Origin of the sequence: Luteimonas rhizosphaerae (assembly GCF_002849595.1) — a bacterium.
GTDB classification, from domain to species: domain Bacteria; phylum Pseudomonadota; class Gammaproteobacteria; order Xanthomonadales; family Xanthomonadaceae; genus Luteimonas; species Luteimonas cellulosilyticus.
The window spans coordinates 32,977-52,166 of the sequence record NZ_NRQR01000011.1; the positions used below are offsets into that span (position 1 = coordinate 32,977).

General features: G+C 70.4%; 13 protein-coding genes. 9 read left to right on the forward strand and 4 right to left on the reverse strand.

The genetic code is table 11. From position 1 onward, the window contains the following. Positions 1–60 precede the first annotated feature (60 nt). On the reverse strand, positions 61–1,791 hold the full coding sequence (gene ggt / locus CJ022_RS04830) for a gamma-glutamyltransferase (protein WP_101925546.1): 1,731 nt from the start codon (positions 1,789–1,791) through the stop codon (positions 61–63). Positions 1,792–2,003: 212 nt separating this feature from the next. Then, entirely contained in the window at positions 2,004–2,711 is a 708-nt protein-coding gene (locus CJ022_RS04835; RefSeq protein WP_101925547.1) for a helix-turn-helix domain-containing protein, read from the reverse strand. Positions 2,712–2,895: 184 nt separating this feature from the next. Between CJ022_RS04835 and CJ022_RS04840 the strand changes: the two genes are divergently transcribed. The 9 genes from CJ022_RS04840 (at position 2,896) to CJ022_RS04880 (ending at position 16,697) form a co-directional block, all read left to right on the forward strand. Continuing rightward, the gene (locus tag CJ022_RS04840; protein WP_158238348.1) at positions 2,896–4,917 is read left to right on the forward strand and encodes a serine hydrolase domain-containing protein; all 2,022 of its coding nucleotides are present in this window, start codon (positions 2,896–2,898) and stop codon (positions 4,915–4,917) included. 63 nt (positions 4,918–4,980) lie between these two features. Continuing rightward, on the forward strand, positions 4,981–5,991 hold the full coding sequence (locus CJ022_RS04845) for a dipeptide epimerase (protein WP_233198610.1): 1,011 nt from the start codon (positions 4,981–4,983) through the stop codon (positions 5,989–5,991). After that, the gene (locus tag CJ022_RS04850; protein WP_101925549.1) at positions 5,988–7,250 is read left to right on the forward strand and encodes a peptide MFS transporter; all 1,263 of its coding nucleotides are present in this window, start codon (positions 5,988–5,990) and stop codon (positions 7,248–7,250) included. Before CJ022_RS04845 ends, CJ022_RS04850 begins: the two co-directional genes overlap by 4 nt. A gap of 31 nt (positions 7,251–7,281) precedes the next feature. Then, a complete protein-coding gene (locus tag CJ022_RS04855) occupies positions 7,282–8,994 on the forward strand; it encodes an N-acyl-D-amino-acid deacylase family protein (protein WP_101925550.1) in 1,713 nt (570 codons plus the stop codon). Between the two features lie 148 nt (positions 8,995–9,142). Further along, complete coding sequence (locus CJ022_RS04860; RefSeq protein WP_158238349.1) at positions 9,143–11,443, forward strand: TonB-dependent receptor; 2,301 nt, start codon at positions 9,143–9,145, stop codon at positions 11,441–11,443. Between the two features lie 20 nt (positions 11,444–11,463). After that, positions 11,464–12,504, forward strand: a complete 1,041-nt coding sequence (locus tag CJ022_RS04865; protein WP_101925552.1) for a DUF1611 domain-containing protein — start codon at positions 11,464–11,466, stop codon at positions 12,502–12,504. Further along, the gene (locus CJ022_RS04870; protein WP_101925553.1) at positions 12,501–13,616 is read left to right on the forward strand and encodes a YkvI family membrane protein; all 1,116 of its coding nucleotides are present in this window, start codon (positions 12,501–12,503) and stop codon (positions 13,614–13,616) included. The genes CJ022_RS04865 and CJ022_RS04870 overlap by 4 nt, the downstream gene beginning before the upstream one ends. Before the next feature lie 32 nt (positions 13,617–13,648). Further along, positions 13,649–15,232, forward strand: coding sequence for a serine hydrolase (locus tag CJ022_RS04875; RefSeq protein ID WP_101925554.1), 1,584 nt, complete (start codon positions 13,649–13,651; stop codon positions 15,230–15,232). Between the two features lie 196 nt (positions 15,233–15,428). Next, positions 15,429–16,697: a heme biosynthesis HemY N-terminal domain-containing protein gene (locus CJ022_RS04880; RefSeq protein ID WP_101925555.1), complete on the forward strand. Its 1,269-nt coding sequence runs from the start codon at positions 15,429–15,431 to the stop codon at positions 16,695–16,697. Between the two features lie 601 nt (positions 16,698–17,298). Here CJ022_RS04880 and CJ022_RS04885 read toward each other — a convergent pair. Continuing rightward, positions 17,299–17,862, reverse strand: a complete 564-nt coding sequence (locus tag CJ022_RS04885) for a hypothetical protein (protein WP_143703889.1) — start codon at positions 17,860–17,862, stop codon at positions 17,299–17,301. 34 nt (positions 17,863–17,896) lie between these two features. Beyond that, positions 17,897–19,189: an acetyl-CoA C-acetyltransferase gene (locus tag CJ022_RS04890; protein ID WP_425490863.1), complete on the reverse strand. Its 1,293-nt coding sequence runs from the start codon at positions 19,187–19,189 to the stop codon at positions 17,897–17,899. Position 19,190: the final 1 nt, after the last annotated feature.

The window sequence follows — 19,190 nt, forward strand, 5'->3', positions numbered from 1 at the left end:
TCATCGACCCAGCATAGCCGCAGACCTGCGCGGCACGGGCGGCCCCGCGCCGCGGGTGCGTCAGTAGCCCGCGGCCTGCCCGTCCTTGCGCGATTCGCTGGCGCCGACCCAGCCGCCCTCCGGATTGACCATGATTGCCTGGTAGCCGCCGTAAGGGCCGTGGGCGAAGCGCACCGAATGGCCCTTCTGCATCAGCGCGCGCACGGTCTCATACGGGAAGCCGGTTTCCAGATCCAGCTCGCCGCCGTCGGACATCGCGGTGTTCTGGCCGGTGGGTTCGGTGGAACCGTCGTGCTGGATGCGCGGGGCGTCGCCGGCTTCCTGCAGGTTCATGCCGAAATCGAGCATGTTGATCAGGATCTGCACATGGCCCTGCGGCTGCATCGCGCCGCCCATCACGCCGAACGCCAGCCAGGGCTTGCCGTCTTTCGTCGCGAACGCGGGAATGATGGTGTGGAAGGGCCGCTTGCCCGGTTCGAACGTATTGGGATGGCCGGGCTTGAGCACGAACTGCTCGCCGCGGTCCTGCAGGATGAAGCCGAGGCCCGGCGGTGCCATGCCGCTGCCCATGCCGCGGTAGTTGGACTGGATCAGCGAGACCATCATGCCGTCGGCGTCCGCGGTGGTCAGGTAGATCGTGTCGCCCTCGTCGAGCTGCGCCGGCGTGCCCGGCTGTACTTCGCGCAGCGCGGTGTCCATCGAGATCAGCGCGCCGCGCTCGCGGGCGTAGTCCTTGGAGATCAGGCGTTCGACAGGCGCGGGATGGAACGCCGGATCGGCGTACCAGCGCGCGCGGTCGGCGAACGCGAGCTTCTTGGCCTCGGTGAACAGGTGTACGTGCTCGGGGCTGCCGAAGCCGTAGGACGCGAGGTCGTAGGGTTCGAGCAGGTTGAGGATCTGCAGCGCGGCGATGCCCTGTCCGCTCGGCGGCAGTTCCCACAGCTCGACGCCGCGATACTTCGTCGACACCGGTTCGACCCAGTTGCCTGTGTGCGCGGCCATGTCCTCGTAGGCGAGGAAGCCGTCGTTGGCGGCGAAGTAGTCGCCGATCACCCGGGCGATGTCGCCCTTGTAGAACGCGTCGCGGCCGCCGTCGGCGATCGCCTGCAGCGTGTTGGCGAGATTCGGGTTGCGCCAGGTCTCGCCGGTGCGCGGCGCGCGACCGCCGTCGAGCGTGAACTGCTCGGTGAAGCCCGGCCACTTCGACAGGCGCGGCACCGAGCGGTCCCAGTAGTAGGCGATCACTTCGGGCACCGGGTGGCCGTCGCGCGCATAGCGGATCGCCGGCGCGAGGTTCTCGGCCATCGTGCGCGTGCCGAAGCGGCCGTGGAGCGCGAACCAGCCGTCGACGGTGCCGGGCACGGTGACCGGCAGCGGGCCGTGCGGCGGAATGTCGGTCAGGCCACGACGCTGGAACTCGGCGAGCGTCAGGGATTTCGGCGAGCGCCCGGAGCCGTCGTAGCCGTGCAGTTTCTGCGTCTTCGGATCCCAGACGATCGCGAACAGATCGCCGCCGATACCGTTGCCGGTCGGCTCCATCAGGCCCAGCGCCGCGTTCGCCGCGATCGCCGCGTCGACCGCGCTGCCGCCGGCCTTCATCACGTCGAGCGCGATCTGGGTCGCCAACGGGTGCGAGGTCGCGGCCATCGCGTGCGGCGCATAGACCTCGCTGCGAGTCGCGAACGGCTGGCCGGTGATGCGGTCGGCAGCGTGCGCGGACAGGCCCGGCGCCGCGACCAGCAGCAGGACGGACAGCAGGCGGGCACTGCCACCCAGGACGGATCGGGACATCGGCACTCTCGAATCTGGACGAACGCACACCATACCGTCAGGCCGGGCCGGCGGAACCCGTCGTCGCAGCGAAGATCGTCGCTCGGGGGAATGCCGTTGCCCGGACGGCAAGGATCGGGATGCCTGCAGGGGCGCGCTTGCGGTCGAGGGCGTTGCCGGCAACGTCGATCGCGCGAACGCGTGCCTCAGGCGGCCGTCGGCATGGCGACGGCCTAGCGCTTGGCAGGCTTCTTCGCGGCGCGCTTCGGGGGCGGCGCGGCGGGCGCGGCGAGCCGGGTGGTTTTGCCCTGGGCGGCGCTCTCCTCGCCGTGCAGGGTGAGCAGCGAGGCCATCAGCTGTTCGTCCGCGCTCGAGCAGACGCCGAGCAGCAGCACCTCGTCGCACCCTTCGGCTGCGATGTAGGCGTGGCCCATGTTCGAGTCGATGTACACGCCTTCGCCGGTCTCGAGCACCAGGGGATCGTAGAACTCGGTGTGCACCTCCATGCGGCCTTCGAGCACGTGGATGTATTCCTCGCCGGAATGCCGCACCAGCGCGCCGAACTCGGCGATGGTCTTGGCGCGCACCCGGGTGAGTACGGGAATCATGCGTTTGCGCCGCAGTTCCGGGCACAAGTAGTAGTAGTCGTAGTTGGGCGTGGTGACGCGGATCGCGTCGTCGACGCGGCCGACGCTGCGGCGCGCGGTGACCGGGGGATCCGGCGCCTCGGCCTGCTCGGCGAACAGCTCGGACATGCGCAGGTTGAGGCGCTGGCTGAGCTGCAGCAGCTTGTCGTAGGTCAGCGTCAGCCGGTCGTGTTCGACCTTCGACAGGGTCGACAGGGGAATGCCGGAATGCGCGCTCATCTGCTTGAGCGTCCAGCCCTTGCGGGCGCGCAGCGCGCGCAGCAGGCCGCCGATGGTGGGGTGTGGCGCTGTCATCCTTCTCGGGTCCGTTCGTGTTCTCTACGGGATCATCATCGCCGCAGCAGGCGACGGGTGGGAAGGCGCGGTGCCGGTCCCGGCACTGCGCACGGGCTCGACATGGGGACTTCCGGCACGGTTGACAATTCTCTGATTGGGATCACTATCGCCAATCAGGACAAATCGGGGCGGTGCCATGCGCGTGAAACCACTATGCCTGTTCGCCGGACTGCTCGCGGCCGGCCTGGCCCTTGCGGCGCCACAGGAAGCGGCGATCCCACCCGCGCCCGCGACCGCGCCCCTGCCGACATCGGATCAACCCTCGGCGCCGCCCGCCGCGGTGACGACGGCACCCGGGGCGCCGGACGGCGCGCCGGTCCTGACGCGCGCCGATGCCGAAGCCTGGCTGGATGGTTTCTTCCCTTACGCGCTGGCGGCGGGCGACATCGCCGGCGCCGTCGTCGTGGTGGTCAAGGACGGCGAGGTGCTGCTGCAGAAGGGCTACGGCCACGCCGACATCGCCAAGGGCACGCCGGTCGACCCCGCGGCTACGCTGTTCCGGCCGGGCTCGGTGTCCAAGCTGTTCACCTGGACGGCGGTGATGCAGCTGGTCGAGCAGGGCAAACTCGATCTCGACGCCGACGTCAACCAGTACCTCGATTTCGAGATCCCGGCGCGCGACGGCACGCCGCTCACGCTGCGCCAGGCGATGACCCACACCACCGGCTTCGAGGAGCAGGTCCGCGCGCTGATCACCGCCGACGTCGACGAAGTGACGCCGCTCGGCGTCGCGCTGAAGCACTGGGTGCCCGAGCGCATCCATGTGCCGGGCGCCACGCCGGCCTATTCGAACTACGCGACCGCGCTGGCCGGCTACATCGTCGAGCGCGTGTCGGGCGAGTCCTTCGACGACTACGTCGAGCGCCACATCTTCCAGCCGCTGGGCATGGCGCATTCGAGCTTCCGCCAACCGCTGCCGGCACCGCTGCTGGCGGCCATGTCCGCGGGCTACGCCCAGGCATCCGACGGCGAGGCCAAGCCCTACGAATTCATCAGTCTCGCACCGGCCGGCAGTCTCGCCGCGACCGGCAGCGACATGGGCCGCTTCATGATCGCGCACCTGCAGGACGGCGCGTTCGGCGATGCGCGCATCCTCAGCGCGGACACCGCGCGGCAGATGCACGCGACCGGCCAGGCATCGGTCGGCCCGCTCAACCGGATGATGCTCGGCTTCTACGAAACCTCGGTCAACGGCCATCGCGCGATCTCGCACGGCGGCGACACGCAGTGGTTCCACAGCGACCTGCAGCTGTTCCTCGACGACGGCATCGGCCTGTTCGTGTCGATGAACAGCGCCGGGCGCGACGGCGCCACCGGCCACATCCGTTACGCCCTGTCGCGCGGCTTCGCCGACCGCTATCTGCCCGGACCGCCGGCCGCGACAGCGGGCGTGCCGGAGGCCGATGCCAAGGCGCATGCACAGCAGCTCGCCGGCACCTACACCAGCAGCCGGCGGCCCGACAGCAATTTCCTCTCGCTGGCCAACATGATCGGACCGGTCAAGGTGGCGGCGAACGACGACGGCACGATCAGCGTGGCGATGGCGACCACTGCGGGCGGCGCGCCGAAGCGCTGGCGCGAAGTCGCGCCCTACGTGTGGCAGGACACCGCCAGCACCGACCGGCTGGCGGCGGACGTCGTCGACGGCGAGGTGCTGCGTTTCAGCATGGAACCCTATGCCCCGATCATGGTGTTCGAGCGCGTGGCGGCGTGGCGGGGGGTGGCGATGCCGCTGCTGGTCGCGAGCCTCGTCGTGCTGCTCCTGACCGTCGTCGCGTGGCCGGTGTCGGCCCTGGTCCGGCGCTACTACGGCGCGCCCTACCGGCTGACCGGCACCGACGCGCGCGCGCATCGCCTGGTGCGCATCGCCGCGCTGCTGGTGTTGCTGGCGATGGGCGCGGCGCTGGCGCTCGTCGTCGGCATGCTGAGCAAGCTGGAGATGACCAGCCCGGATACCGATGGCCTGATCATCGCCATGCGCCTGTTCGCCACCGTGGTGCTGCCGCTCGGCGCGGCGGTCGCGGTCTGGAACGCCTGGCAGGCGCTGCGCGGCAGGCGCCGGGTGCTGGCCAAGCTGTGGGCGGTGGTGCTCGCGCTGGCCTGCCTGTTCGTGCTGTGGATCGGCGTCACCCATCACGTGATCGGCTTCGGCGCGAACTACTGACGCTCCCGCGTGCCGGCGGCGTTGGCCGCCGGCGCTCCGCCCATGTCCTGACGAGGTGCGCGCGTGACTGCCGAGCCGGTCGAACTCGAGTTGCACAACGAACCCCTGCCGATGTCCGCGCCGTTCCGGATCGCCGGGCACGTGTTCGAGGCGATGCCGGCCACCGTGGTGACCCTGCGCGCCGGCGAGCATGTCGGACGCGGCGAAGGCGCCGGTGTGTACTACACGGGCGATCAACCGGACACGATGCTGGCCACGCTGGAGGCGATGCGGCCCCGCATCGAGGCGGGGCTCGATCGCGCGACGCTGCGCACGCTGCTGCCCGCCGGCGGCGCCCGCAATGCGCTCGACGCGGCGTTGTGGGAACTCGAAGCGCAGCGCAGCGGCGTGCCGGTCTGGCGGCTCGCCGGGCTCGAACGCGTGCGGCCGCTGCTCACCACCTTCACCGTCGGCGCCGACGCCCCCGACGTCATGGCCGATCGCGCCGCGGCCTACACGCAGGCGCGTGCGCTGAAGCTGAAGCTGACCGGCGACGCGGACCTCGACGCGGCGCGCGTCCGCGCGGTGCGCGCGCGCTGCCCGGCGGCGTGGATCGGCGTCGATGCCAACCAGGGCTACGACGGCGCATCGCTGCCGGCCCTGCTGCCGGCGCTGCTGGAAGCGGGCGTGGCGCTGCTGGAGCAGCCCTGCGTCCGCGACCGCGAACACGAACTCGACGGCATCGCGCGCGCACTGCCGTTCGCCGCCGACGAAAGCATCCTCGATCTCGCCGAACTCGAAGCGCGCCACCACCACTTCGACGTCATCAACATCAAGCTCGACAAGTGCGGCGGCCTGACCGAAGGGCTGCTGATGGCGCACCGCGCGCGCGCGCTCGGCAAGCAGGTCATGGTCGGCAACATGTGCGGCACCAGTCTGGCGGCGGCGCCCGCGTTCGTGCTCGGCCAGTTCTGCGACGTGGTGGATCTGGACGGCCCGATCTTCCTCAAACAGGACCGCACGCCGTCGGTGCGTTACAGCGACGGCCACATCTGGTGCGGCGACGAGGTCTGGGGGCCGTCGGCGACGGCATGAGCAGCGTCGCCGACAAGACCTGGTTCGGTCAGCCACGCGGGCTGACGATCCTGTTCTTGACCAACATGTGGGAGCTGTTCTCCTACTACGGCATGCGCACGCTGCTGGTCTATTACATGACCAAGCAGTTGCTGTTCGCGCAGGAAAAGGCGTCCTTCATCTACGGCGCGTACACGGCGATGGCGTACTTCACGCCGATCCTCGGCGGCGCCATCGCCGACCGCTGGCTGGGCAAGCGCAACGCGGTGATCATCGGCGGCAGCATCATGGCCTTCGGCCATTTCGTAATGGCGTTCGAGCCGACGTTCTACATCGCGCTGGCGACCATCGCGCTCGGCAACGGCCTGTTCCTGCCCAGCCTGCCGAGCCAGATCAACGATCTCTACGCCGCCGACGATCCCCGCCGCGGCCGCGCCTACAACGTCTACTACGTCGGCCTGAACATCGGCGGCTTCATGGCGCCGCTGGTGTGCGGCACGCTGGGCGAGGTCTACGGCTGGCACTACGGCTTCGGCGCCGCCGGCATCGGCATGTTCATCGGTCTGCTGATCTACGTGTTCGGCCGCCGCTACCTGCCGCCCGAGCCGGCGCGCGGCGTGGCGCGCGTCGTGGATGCGCAGGCGGTGCGCGGCAACCATCGCAAGGTGTGGCTGCTGCTGCTCGGCGTCGGGATCGCGGCGACCATCTTCCGCGGTGCCTACGAGCAGGTCGGCAACACGCTGCCGCTGCTGATCGACACCGGTGTGGACCGGGTGGTCGCAGGCTTCACCATTCCGATGACGTGGTTCCAGTCGCTCAATCCGCTGCTGGTGATCAGCATGACGCCGTTGCTGCTGCTGCACTGGCGGCGCCGCGCCGAGGCCGGACAGGAAACCGCGCCTGCGCTGCGCATGGCGATCGGCGCGCTGATCGTGGCGGGTGCCTACGTGCTGCTGGCCGCGGTGACGGCCGTCGCTGGCGACACCCGCATCGGCTGGCTGTGGCTGGTCGCGTTCTTCGTGATCCTGACGCTCGGCGAGCTCTACATCCTGCCGACCGGCCTCGGCCTGTTCGCCAGGCTCGCGCCGCCGCGACTGGGCGCGACCACGGTGGCCTCGTGGTTCCTCGCGGTCTTCAGCGGCAGTCTGCTGGCGGGCCTGGTCGGCACGCTGTGGTCGAAAGCCAGCCATTCCGGCTTCTTCCTGCTGCTCGCCGGCCTGGCCGTCGTGGCCGCCGCCTTGCTGTGGCGCCTGGATCGCCCGATCCGCGCGCTGCGATGATCTGCTTCATCCCGCACAGGAGTTTTCCGCCATGCCGCGTCTAACGCTCGCCCTGCTGCCGCTCGCCCTCGCCGCCTGCAGCACCGCGCCGGTGGTCGACAAGCCCGCGCAGTACGACCTGCTGATCCGCAACGGCCTGGTCTACGACGGCAGTGGCGCGCCGCCGCAGCGCGTCGACGTGGCCGTGCGTGGCGACCGCATCGCGGCGTTGCTGCCGCCGGGCAGCGGCGCGGCCGCCGACAAGACGCTCGACGCGCAGGGTCGCGCGGTCTCCCCGGGCTTCATCAACACCCTGAGCTGGGCGACCGAATCGCTGATCGTCGACGGCCGCGGCATCAGCGATACCAAGCAGGGCATCACCCTGGAAATGTTCGGCGAAGGCTGGTCGATGGGCCCGGTCAACGCGCGCATGAAGGCCGATGCACTCAAGCAGCAGGGCGACCTCCGCTACGACATCCCGTGGACCTCGTTCGGCGGCTACCTCGAGTTCCTCGAGCAGCGCGGCATCACGCCGAACGTCGCCTCGTTCGTCGGTGCGACCACGGTGCGCATCCACGAACTCGGCGAAGACGACGTCACCCCGACGCCCGTGCAGCTCGCTGGCATGCAGGACGTGGTGCGCCAGGCGATGCGCGAAGGTGCGCTCGGCGTCGGCAGCTCGCTGATCTATCCGCCGGCGACGTTCGCCGACACCGCCGAACTCATTGCGCTGGCGCAGGCGGCCGCGGAATCGGGCGGGGGTTATGTCTCGCACATGCGCAGCGAGGCCGACCGCTTTCTCGAGGCGCTCGACGAGACCATCGCCATCGCCCGCGCCACCGGCCAGCGCGCCGGCGTGTACCACCTCAAGGCCGCGGGCGAGCAGAACTGGCCGAAGATGGCGCAGGCCATCGCCCGGATCGAAGCCGCGCGCGCCGAAGGCCTGCAGGTCAGCGCCGACATGTACGCCTACACCGCCGGCGGCACCGGCCTGACCGCGAGCCTGCCGCCGTGGGTCCAGGCCGGCGGCCACGACGCGATGATCGCGCGGCTGCGCGACCCCGCCATCCGCGCGCGCGTGCTGGCGGACATGCGCGCGCCCGGCGTCGACTGGGAAAACCTGCGGCTGCTGGCGGGCTCCGACGAACGCCTGCTGCTGCTCGACTTCCGCAGCGCGGCGCTCAAGCCGCTCAGCGGCCGTACCCTGGCCGACGTCGCGCGCGAACGCGGCACCTCGCCGGAAGACACCGCGATCGACCTGATCGTCGAGGACGATTCCCGGATCGGCACCGCGTACTTCCTGATGAGCGAAGCGAACGTCGAGCTCGGGCTGAAACAGCCGTGGGTCAGCCTGGGATCGGACGCGGAATCGTCGGCGCCCGAAGGCGTATTCCTCACGTCCAGCACGCATCCGCGCGGCTACGGCAACGTCGCGCGCTTCCTCGGGCACTACGTGCGCGACCGCAAGCTGATGCCGCTGGAGGAGGGCATCCATCGCCTGACCGGACTGCCGGCCGCGAACTGGAAACTCGCCGATCGCGGCTGCCTGCGCCCCGGCTGCTACGCCGACATCGTGGTGTTCGACCCGGCCACGATCATCGACCACGCGACCTACGACGCTCCCCGGCAGTACGCGGCCGGCGTCGGCGAAGTTTTCGTCAACGGCGTCCAGGTGCTGCGCGATGGCGAACACACCGGCGCCACACCGGGGCGCGTGGTGCGCGGCCCGGGCTGGCAACCGTCGACGGCTGCCGCTGGCGAGTGACGGCACGCCTGCGGGCCACGCCTGCCGCTTATTTTCCGGACGTGTTGACAATTCTCTGATTGGGATCATGATCCCTGATCAGGATAATCGTCTGGGGAGACAACCGATGCACGCGTTCCGGTCCACACGTCCTTGGTTCCGTTCACCGTTGTCCCTCGCCATCGCCAGCACCCTGGCATGCGCTGCCGGATCGCCCGTCCTGGCGCAGGACACCACCGACAGCACGCCGCCGCCGCAGGCCGTCGATGCGGTGACCCTCGATTCGGTTGTCGTCACCGCCAACAAGCGCGTCGAGAACGTCCGCGACGTCGGCGCCTCGATCAGCGTGATCAACGAACGCCAGCTGGAGAACATGGGCGCGAGTTCGCTGTCCGACTACGCGGCGCTCATTCCTGGCCTGCAGGTGCAGAGCAGCGGCACGCCCGGCTTGACCTCGGTCTCGCTGCGCGGCATCTCGGCGCTGTCGTCGGGCGCCACCGTGGCCACGTACATCGACGAGGTGCCCGTCGGCTCGAGCGGCATCTACCAGAGCGCGGGTTCGCTGATGCTGGACCTGCTGCCCTACGACATCAGCCGCGTCGAAGTGCTGCGCGGCCCGCAGGGCACGCTGTACGGCGCCGGCGCGATCGGCGGCCTGCTCAAGTACGTGACGCGATCCCCGGACCTGGTCCACGACGAGTTCCGCATCGGCTTCGGCGGGCGTTCGGTCGCCGACGGCGGCCAGGACTGGAACGGCCGCATCGGCGCCAGCGTGCCCCTGCAGGAAGACCGCCTGGGCCTGCGCATGAGCTTCGCGCGCAACGGTCTGCCGGGCTATACCGACAATGCCATCGACGGCCGCCGCGACATCAACGACAGCGAACAGGTCGGCGGGCGCGCGGCGCTGTCCTGGGACGGCGACACGGTCGACGCCGATCTGGCGGTCCTGCACCAGCGCATCAACGCCGGCGACCGGGCCGTGGTCGCACTCGATGCCGACACCTACGCCCCGCTCGGCGGCGAATTCGAGGGCAGGAGCTGGCAGCGGCAGCCGTTCTCGAAGGAGCTGACGCTGACCTCGCTCAGCGTGACCTGGGACCTCGGCTGGGCGGACCTGGTGTCCGCGACCGGCTGGTCGGAAACCGAGACCCTGGACCAGATCGATGCCACGGTGCAGTTCGGCGAAGTCGCCGACCTGCTGCTGGGCCTGCCGGCGCCCGGCAGCTCGAACGTGCGCTACACCTTCGACCTCGACAAGATCACCCAGGAAGTGCGCCTGAGCTCCCGGACCGGCGGTCGCTTCGAGTGGATGGCGGGCGTGTTCTACACCAAGGAGGACGCGCTGCAGAGCCAGGTCGCGTGGCTGGGCCAGCGTGACGGCTCGCCGCTGCCGGCGCCGTTCGACACGATGTTCGGCACCCTCGCGGTGATCGACCTGCCGAGCACCTACGAGGAAGTCGCCGTGTTCGCGAACGCCTCGTGGCGGTTCGGCGAGCGCTTCAAGCTCGACGCCGGCCTGCGCCAGGCGCGCAACGACCAGTGGTTCAGCCAGAACGTCAGCGAGGGCATCCTCGCGCCGATCGGCGATGCGCCCGGCGAATCGACCGAAGACGTGTTCACCTGGAGTTTGAGCCCGCAGTTCAAGCTGGCCGAGGACACGCTGCTGTACGCACGCGTCGCCACCGGCTACCAGCCCGGCGGCCCCAACGTCGCCCTGCCGGGCATTCCGCCGAGCGTGGACTCCTCGATGCTGGCGAGCTACGAGGCCGGCCTGAAATCGCAGTTTGCCGATCGCCGGGTGCAGGTCGACGTGTCCGCGTTCCGCATCGAATGGGACGACATCCAGGTGGCGTCGTCGTTCAACGGCATCGGCGGCCTGGTCAACGGCGGCGAGGCGAGCAGCGAGGGCCTGGAGCTGGCCTCGCAGTTCCGCGCCACTGAGGCGCTGTCGCTCGGCGTCAACGCGGCCTACACCCGGGCGCGGGTGAAGAACGATTTCGAAGCCACGGTCATTCCGCAGGGCGATTTCGACGTGGTCCTCAACACCGGCCTGGCCGGCGACCGCATGCCCTACGTGCCGACGCTGTCGTGGGCCACGACCGCCGAATACGCGTTCATCACCCCCGGGGGACTCGCGGGCCAGGTCGGCGCGGTATTGCGCTGGACCGGCGAGCGGCTCAACGGCACGACCGAACGCCAGCGGGTCACCGCGCCCGGCGATCCGTCGACCGTGCTGCAGGAAGACGTGACGGCGCCGCTGCGGCTCGACAGCTACCGCGCGCTCGACCTCTACGCCGGCATCGGCGGCGAGCACTGGGAACTGCGCGGCTACGTCAGCAATGCCACCGGCGAAACGGGCTGGTCGTCGCTGGAACCGGCCGAGGGCGCGCTCAGCGGCGCGGTGTCGTACCTGGCCGCGGTGCCGATCCTGCCGCGCACCTTCGGCGTCGAATTCGACGTCCGGTTCTGAGCCGAGCGGACCCCAGCCCGATGTCGACTGCCGCTCCGCTGCCGCGGGATTCCGACGCGTTGCCGCAACCGTATCTGCTGTTCCTCGGCGACACCGTCGAGCCCGGTTATGCGAAGACCGCGTTCGGTCTGCGCGACTGGGCGCCCGAGCGGTGCCTCGGCGAGTTCGCCTGCGACGGCGCGACCGTCAGCACCGGCTTGCCGCGCCTCACGCCCGTCCAGGCGCGCGCGCTCGGCGCACGCGCGATGGTCATCGGCGTCGCCAATCCGGGCGGGCGGATCCCGCCGGCCTGGGTGCCGGCCCTGCTCGAAGCGCTGCAGGCGGGGCTGGATCTGGTCGGCGGCATGCACGCCCGGCTCGCCGGTATCGACGTGCTGCGCCACGCGGCGGTCGTGCACGGACGCCGCCTCATCGACGTGCGCGAGCCGCCGTCGGACCTGCCGGTCGCCACCGGCCGCAAGCGTACCGGCCGGCGCCTGCTGACCGTCGGCACCGACTGCGCACTGGGCAAGAAGTACACCGCGCTGGCGCTGGCGCGCGCGTTCCGCGAGCGCGGGCACGACGCGACGTTCCGCGCCAGCGGTCAGACCGGCATCCTGATCGCCGGCGCCGGCGTGCCGATGGACGCGGTGGTCGCGGACTTCGCGGCCGGCGCCGCGGAACTGCTGTCGCCGGATGCCGACGCCGCGCACTGGGACGTCATCGAAGGCCAGGGCTCGCTGTCGCATCCGGCCTATGCCGGGGTGTCGCTGTCGCTGCTGCACGGCAGCCAGCCCGACATCATCGTGGTCTGCCACGCGCACGGGCGCGAGCGCATGCTCGGGCACGCGCACTTTCCGGTGCCGTCGCTCGAGGACACCATCGACCTCGCGTTGCGGCTCGGCGCCCGCACCAACCCCGGCATCCGCTGCGCGGGCATCAGCCTCAACACCGCCGCCCTCGACGCCGACGCGGCGCAGGCGGCGATCGATGCGACCGCCGCCCGCCTGGGCCTGCCGGTGGCCGATCCGATCCGCGGCGGCGACGCGTTCGCCCGTCTGGTCGACGCCTGCCTGGCATGACCTCGACGTCCTCCTGGTTCCAGCGCTACCTGCTGCCGGGCTTCGTGTTCCAGGCGGCGGTGATCGCCGGCGGCTATGCGACCGGGCGCGAACTGGTCGAGTTCTTCCTGCCGGCCGGTCCCTGGGGCGGCCTGCTCGGCATGGCGGTCAGCATGCTGGTGTGGAGCGCGGTGCTGATGGTCAGCTTCGAGCTGGCCCGGGTCGCGCGCGCCTTGGACTACCGCACGTTCTTCAAACTGTTGCTGGGCCGCGGCTGGTTCGCGTTCGAGATCGGCTACGTGCTGCTCATGCTCGTGATCCTGGCGGTCATGGGCGCGGCCGCCGGCGAGATCGCCTTCAGCCTGTTCGGCCTGCCGAAGCTGGCGGGTTCGCTGGCGATGATCATCGCGACCGGCGCGCTGCTGTTCTGCAGCAGCGCCGCGATCGAGAAGTTCCTGGTCGCCTCGGTCGGCTATCTGTATCTGGTCTACGTGGTGTTCGTGGTCTGGGCAGTGGTCGCGTTCGGCGACCGCATCGCCGACAACTTCGCCGCAGTGCCGGTCGACGGCGGCTGGTTCAAGGCCGGCGTGACCTACGCCGGCTACAACGTCGCCACCATTCCGGCGGTGCTGTTCTGCGTGCGTCACTTCGGCCGTCGCCGCGAGGCGTTCGCCGCCGGCGCGCTCGCCGGGCCGCTGGGCATGCTGCCGGGCGTGGTGTTCTACATCGCGATGGTCGGTTACTACGACGAGATCGCGGCCGAGGCGCTGCCGTCGGCGTTCCTGCTGGCCAAGCTGCAGGCGCCGTGGTTCGAGTGGGTGTTCCAGCTGGCGGTGATGCTGACCCTGGTCGACACCGGCGTCGCGCTGCTGCACGCGATCAACGAACGGGTCGCGAATGCGTGGGCCGAGCGGCAACGCCCGATGCCGCGCGCGCTGCGTCCGGCGCTCGCCGTCGGGGTGATGCTGGTCGCGGTGTATGCCGCCACGGCGGTCGGTCTGGTCGACCTGATCGCCACGGGCTACGGCACGCTCACCTGGTATTTCCTGGCGATCTACGTATTGCCGCTGATGACCTGGGGCGTGTGGCTGCTGTGGCGCCGCAGGCCGGTCGAAGCGACCCCCCTGCCTTGAACGACGCGTCCGCGAGGACGGGAGAAGCGGTCATGTCGAAGTCCCTGCCGACCCTCGTTGCGGCGCTCGCCTCGCTGCTGGCCCTCACCGCCGCCGCCGCGCCGCCCGCCGGTTTCGATGCGCGGGTCGAGGCCGCGATGCGCAGCCGCGACGTGCCGGGCATGGCGATCGCGATCGTCGAGGACGGCGAGATCGTGCACGCCAAGGGCTATGGCGTCCGCCGGCTCGGCGCGCCCGAGCGCGTCGACGCCGACACGATCTTCCCGACCGGTTCCACCGGCAAGGCGGTGACGGCGGCGGCGCTCGCTCTCCTCGTCGACGACGGCAAGCTCGACTGGGACGACCCGGTCATCGACCACCTGCCCGACTTCCGCATGTACGACCCGTGGGTCACGCGCGAGATGACCGTGCGCGACCTGCTGCTGCATCGCAGTGGCCTGGGTCTCGGCGCGGGCGATCTGCTGTTCATCCCGCGCACGTCGCGCAGCCGCGCGGACATCGTGCGCGCGCTGCGGCATCTGCGCCCGGCGACGAGTTTCCGCAGCGGCTACGCCTACGACAACATCCTCTACATCGTCGCCGGCGAGCTGGTGACCGTGGTGAGCGGGCAACCCTGGGAAACCTTCGTGCGCGATCGCATCTTCGCGCCGCTGCAGATGCGCACCGCGACCAGCGACGAGCAGGACCGCTTCGCCACCGCGAACCGGGCGCAGCCACACGCGCGACTGGACGCGCGCCTGCGCGGCCTCGGCCCGCAACAGGTGCTGCCGGAACTTGAAGGCCTCGGCCAGGTGGGCGCGCCCGCCGGCGGCCTGTCGTGGAGCGCACACGATTTCGCGCGCTGGCTGCAGGTGCAGCTCGCGCTCGGCGCGCTGCCGGACGACCGTGGCCGCCTCTACAGCGAGGCGGTGGCGCATGCGATGTGGACGCCGCAGGTGCCGGTGCCGATCCACCCGTATCCGGCGCCGATCACCGACATCACGCCGCAGTTCTCCGGCTACGCGCTGGGCTGGAACGTGCAGGACTACCGCGGCGTCAAGGTGGTGCAGCACGGCGGCGCGGTGTTCGGCGTGCTGGCCTTCACCGTGCTGGTGCCCGAACGCAATCTGGGCATCTCGCTGCAGATCAACGCCGAGGATGTCGAAGTCCTGCGCGGCCTGGGGTTCGAACTGCTCGACCATTACCTCGGCTTCGAACCCCGCGACTGGGTGGCGGCGTTCACGACCTGGAACCGGACGCGTCTCGCCGACGGCCTCGCCGCGCTGGACGCGGCGGGCGCGCAGGCGCGCACGACGTCGCGCCCGTCGCTGCCGACCGGCGGCTATGCCGGCGCCTACACCGACGCGTGGTACGGCCCGATCGCCGTCACCGAGGCGGACGGCACGTTGCGGATCGACTTCCGCCAGACGCCCGGCATGCAGGGCACGCTGACCCACTGGCAGTTCGACACCTTCCGCGTCGACTGGGACGACGCCGCGATCGAACCGGCCTATGCCGCGTTCGCGCTGGACGCCGAGGGCAAGGTCGCGCAGATCCGCATGCAGGCGGTCTCGCCGACGGCGGATTTCAGCTACGACTATCACGACCTGCTGTTCGAACCGCAGGCGGCGGACTGACCCGCCGGGAGTCGCGCCAGCGTCGATCCACGCCTCCGCCCCGCGACGGCCCACGCGCGGCCGCGGGCACCTGCACATTCCGTCCGATGCGTAAGATGAACGGGGCTTCCGGCGCGCCAGCTCCATCGACAGCTCCGTCACGCCGGCGCGGTCAACGTGAACGCGACTGCTGTCCGGCACCTACGGAATCCCCGCGATGACCCTGCTCCGCACCCTCTTGATCTGGATCGTGCTCGCCCTTGTCGGCGCACTCGCCGCGCAGCTGCTGCTCGCCCACGATCCCGGCTACGTCCTCGTCCGCTACGGTGGGCAGGACCGCACGACCACCCTCGTCAACGCGATCGCGATGCTGCTCGGCGCGCTGGTCCTGCTGTGGCTGGTCTTCAGCCTGCTGGCGCTGCCGTTCCGCAGCTGGGGCCGCTACCGGCAGACGAAGGCGCAGAGCCGCATCGGCGAAGGTCTCGACGCGCTGCACCAGGGCCATTACACCCGCGCCGAGAAACTGCTGGTGACCTCGGCCGACGAGAATCCCTATTACGAGCCCGCCGCGCGCGTGGCCGCGACCCAGGCCGCGGCGCAACGCGGCGACGTCGTCGCTGCACGCGGCTATCTCGACGGCTTCGCCGATCGTCATCCGGCGACGCGCGCGATCGCGCTCGCGGAACTGGCGATGCTCGAAGAGCGCCCGATCGATGCGCTGGCCGCCCTCGAAGCCCCGGCGGCGCAACCGCTGCCGCCGCGTGGCCTGGTGCTGCGCGCCGACGCCTGGGCGATGACCGGCCATGCATCGGAGGCCTACGGCCTGCTCGGCGCACTGCGGCAGCAGCGCGCACTGTCGGACGCACAGCTCGCCCACCGCGAAGTGCGCTGGGCGACCGCGTCGCTGCGGGAAGCGGCCGACGCCAACGTCCTGGCCGAACGCTGGGATGCGATGCCGAAGGCGCTGAAGTCGGAGACCGCGGTGGTGCTCGCCTATGCCAATCGCGCGTCGGCACTCGGCTGGCATGACGCCACGCTGCGCAGCCTCGAGCAGGCGCTCGATGCGCGCTGGGACGAGACGCTGGTGTCGCGTTACGGCGCGCTCGAAATGGGCGATCCCGAACACCGCCGCTCACGCCTGCAGCGCTGGCTGCAGTCGCATCCGTCCAGTCCCGGCGTACTGCTGGGCCTGGCGCGGATCTACCAGACGGAACGTCGCTGGCCGGAAGCCCGCGATCATCTGCAGCGCGCGATCGACCAGGGCGCCGGCAGCGAGGCCTGGGTCGGCATGGGCGACGGCTTCGCCGACGCCGGCGACGACCGCAATGCGCGACTGTGCTACGCGAACGCGCTGCGCGCCACGCGCGGCGACCCCGTCATCGCGCTGGCGGCGGCCGCCGCACCGATCGATGCGATCGCCCCCGATCACCGGGACGCGCACGGTTTGCCGCGTCTGCACGACGACGACAGCCTGCCGCCGCGCTAACCGCCACCACGCTGCGCCATTTGTTGCAGTCTCGATGCGCGATGCGTCGGCCTGCGGCGACTGTGCTTTAGCTGCAGGGTCGGAACCGGCGATGAGATGAGACGCGCGGCAGCAAGAGATAGGCCGGGCGTCGTCGGTGTGTTGTCACGTCGATGCCGGCATTGGATGTGGCACGCGCGCCTTCCAGCATCCCGTCTCGCGCGCCGCCTCGGCATGACGCGCCTGGCTGGCGTTGCGCAGGCGACGCGGACTGTGCGTTCTCGGGCGACCCCGCTCGTTCGGCAGCCGGGTGGTCCGGTCGCGCGCAAGCGTGCTCCTACAGCGCTGGAACAGTCCGATCGCGTCGCAAGCTTTGCGTGCACCTTAGGAGCGCGCTAGCGCGCGAAAAAAGCCCGCAGGGCGGCCTGATCACGGGTCGATCCGACCCGCGGATGGATCGCATCGTAAGCGCTCGACCCGCTCCGTCGCGCAACTCCGCACGGCCGGCGACGCGCACGCCTCGCATGCGATGCCGGCTTCAAAGAGCGACGACTCGGCAGGCCTGTCCGGACGCAGTGCGTGCCGTCGCACGCTACCGACGCACACGACGCGAACCCGACGCTCAGCGCAGCAGGCGATGCACCGCGACGGCGCCGTCGACGGCGCGATCCAGCGTCGTCGAGGCGATCGCGCCCTGGCCGTTCGTCGCCAGCGTCACCGTGACCGCGCCGACGATGACCTGCGGGCCGACCGGACCGAGCGCCTCGCTTCCTTCGAAGCGCGCGTCGGGCACCGCGATGAACCCGTCGAGCGCTGCGAGGCGCGGATCGGCGACGTACATGCCGGCGCGCTGCATGTCGGTCGCGGTCAGCGGTTCGCGATCGACGATGACGATGACGCCGAGCGCGCCGCCGTCGGCAGACGCACGCCAGGCGCAACTGAGACCGTAGGACTCGGGCGTGTTCTGGCGGCTGCCGTCCGCATCGACGACGTCGAGGCCGGTCACGAGATCACCGAGCACCGTGGCGATGGCCTGGCAGTTCGGCAGGGCCTCGGGCGGCGGCGGCGCGCTGACGCGCTGCGGGCCACGCGCGGTCGCCTCCGGCGCCGGCGCATCGCATGCGACCAGGGCGAACAGGGCAGCGGCCAGCAGGCCGACGCGGCGCAGGCCACGGAATTCGGACATCGCAACCATCCTTGCAGGCATCGGAACGCGCCGGTCAGCGCTCGAGGATCGCCACCACGCCCATGCCGCCGGCGGTGCAGATCGACACTAGCGCGCGGCCACCGCCGCGTTCGGCGAGCTGCTTGGCGGCAGTCGCGACGACGCGCGCGCCGGTCGCGGCGAACGGGTGGCCGGTCGCCAGCGACGACCCCAGCGGATTGAGCTTGGCCGGATCGATGCGGCCCATCGGCGCGTCGAGGCCGAGGCGCGTGCGGCAGTAGTCCTCGCTCTCCCACGCGCGCAGCGTGCACAGCACCTGCGCGGCGAAGGCTTCGTGGATTTCGTAGAGATCGAAGTCCTGCAGCGTCAGTCCGTTGCGCGCGAGCATTTCCGCGACCGCGACGGTCGGCGCCATCAGCAGGCCTTCGCCGTGCACGAAATCGACCGCCGACACGTGCACGTCGCGGATGTGGCACAGCACCTCGTGCCCGTGCGCGGCGGCCCATGCGTCGCTGGCCAGCAGGCAGGCCGACGCGCCGTCGGTCAGCGGCGTGGAATTGGCAGCCGTCAGCGTGCCGCGGCCCGAGACGCGATCGAACGCCGGCTTCAGCGTCGCGAGCTTTTCGATCGAGGTGTCCGGCCGCAGGATGTTGTCGCGCGCGACGCCGCGGAAGCTGACGACCAGATCGTCGAAGAACCCGCGCTCGTAGGCAGCGGCGAGTTTGTGGTGCGAGGCGACGGCCAGCTCGTCCTGCGAATCGCGCGAGATGTTCCACTGCTTGGCCATGTCCTCGCAGTGCTCGCCCATCGACTTGCCGGTGCGCGGCTCGGCGACGCCGGGAAAATCGGGCTTCAGTTCGCGAAACCGGAATCCCTTGAACGCCGCCAGCTTGTCCTGCGTGGTCTTGGCCGCATTCGCGCGCAGCAGGCGCCGGCGGAACTGCTGGCCGTAGACGATCGGCACGTCGGAGGTCGTGTCCGAGCCACCGCCGATGCCCGATTCGATCTGGCCGGCCGCGATCTTGTTGCCGATGGTGATGATCGAATCGAGCGACGTGCCGCAGGCGCGCTGCAAGGTGATGCCCGGCGTCAGCGCCGACAGGCCCGACGACAGCGCCGCTTCGCGGCCCAGGTTCCAGTCGCTGGAATGCTTGATCACCGCGCCCATCGCCACTTCGCCGAGCTGCTGTCCGTGCAGGCCGAATTTCTCGACCAGTGCACCGAGCGTCCGCACCGACATTCCCAGGTTGCCGACGTCCGCATAGGCCGTGTTCTGGCGGCAGAACGGAATGCGAACGCCACCGAGCACGGCGACGGGACGACCTTGCAGCATGGGATTTCCTCGCAGG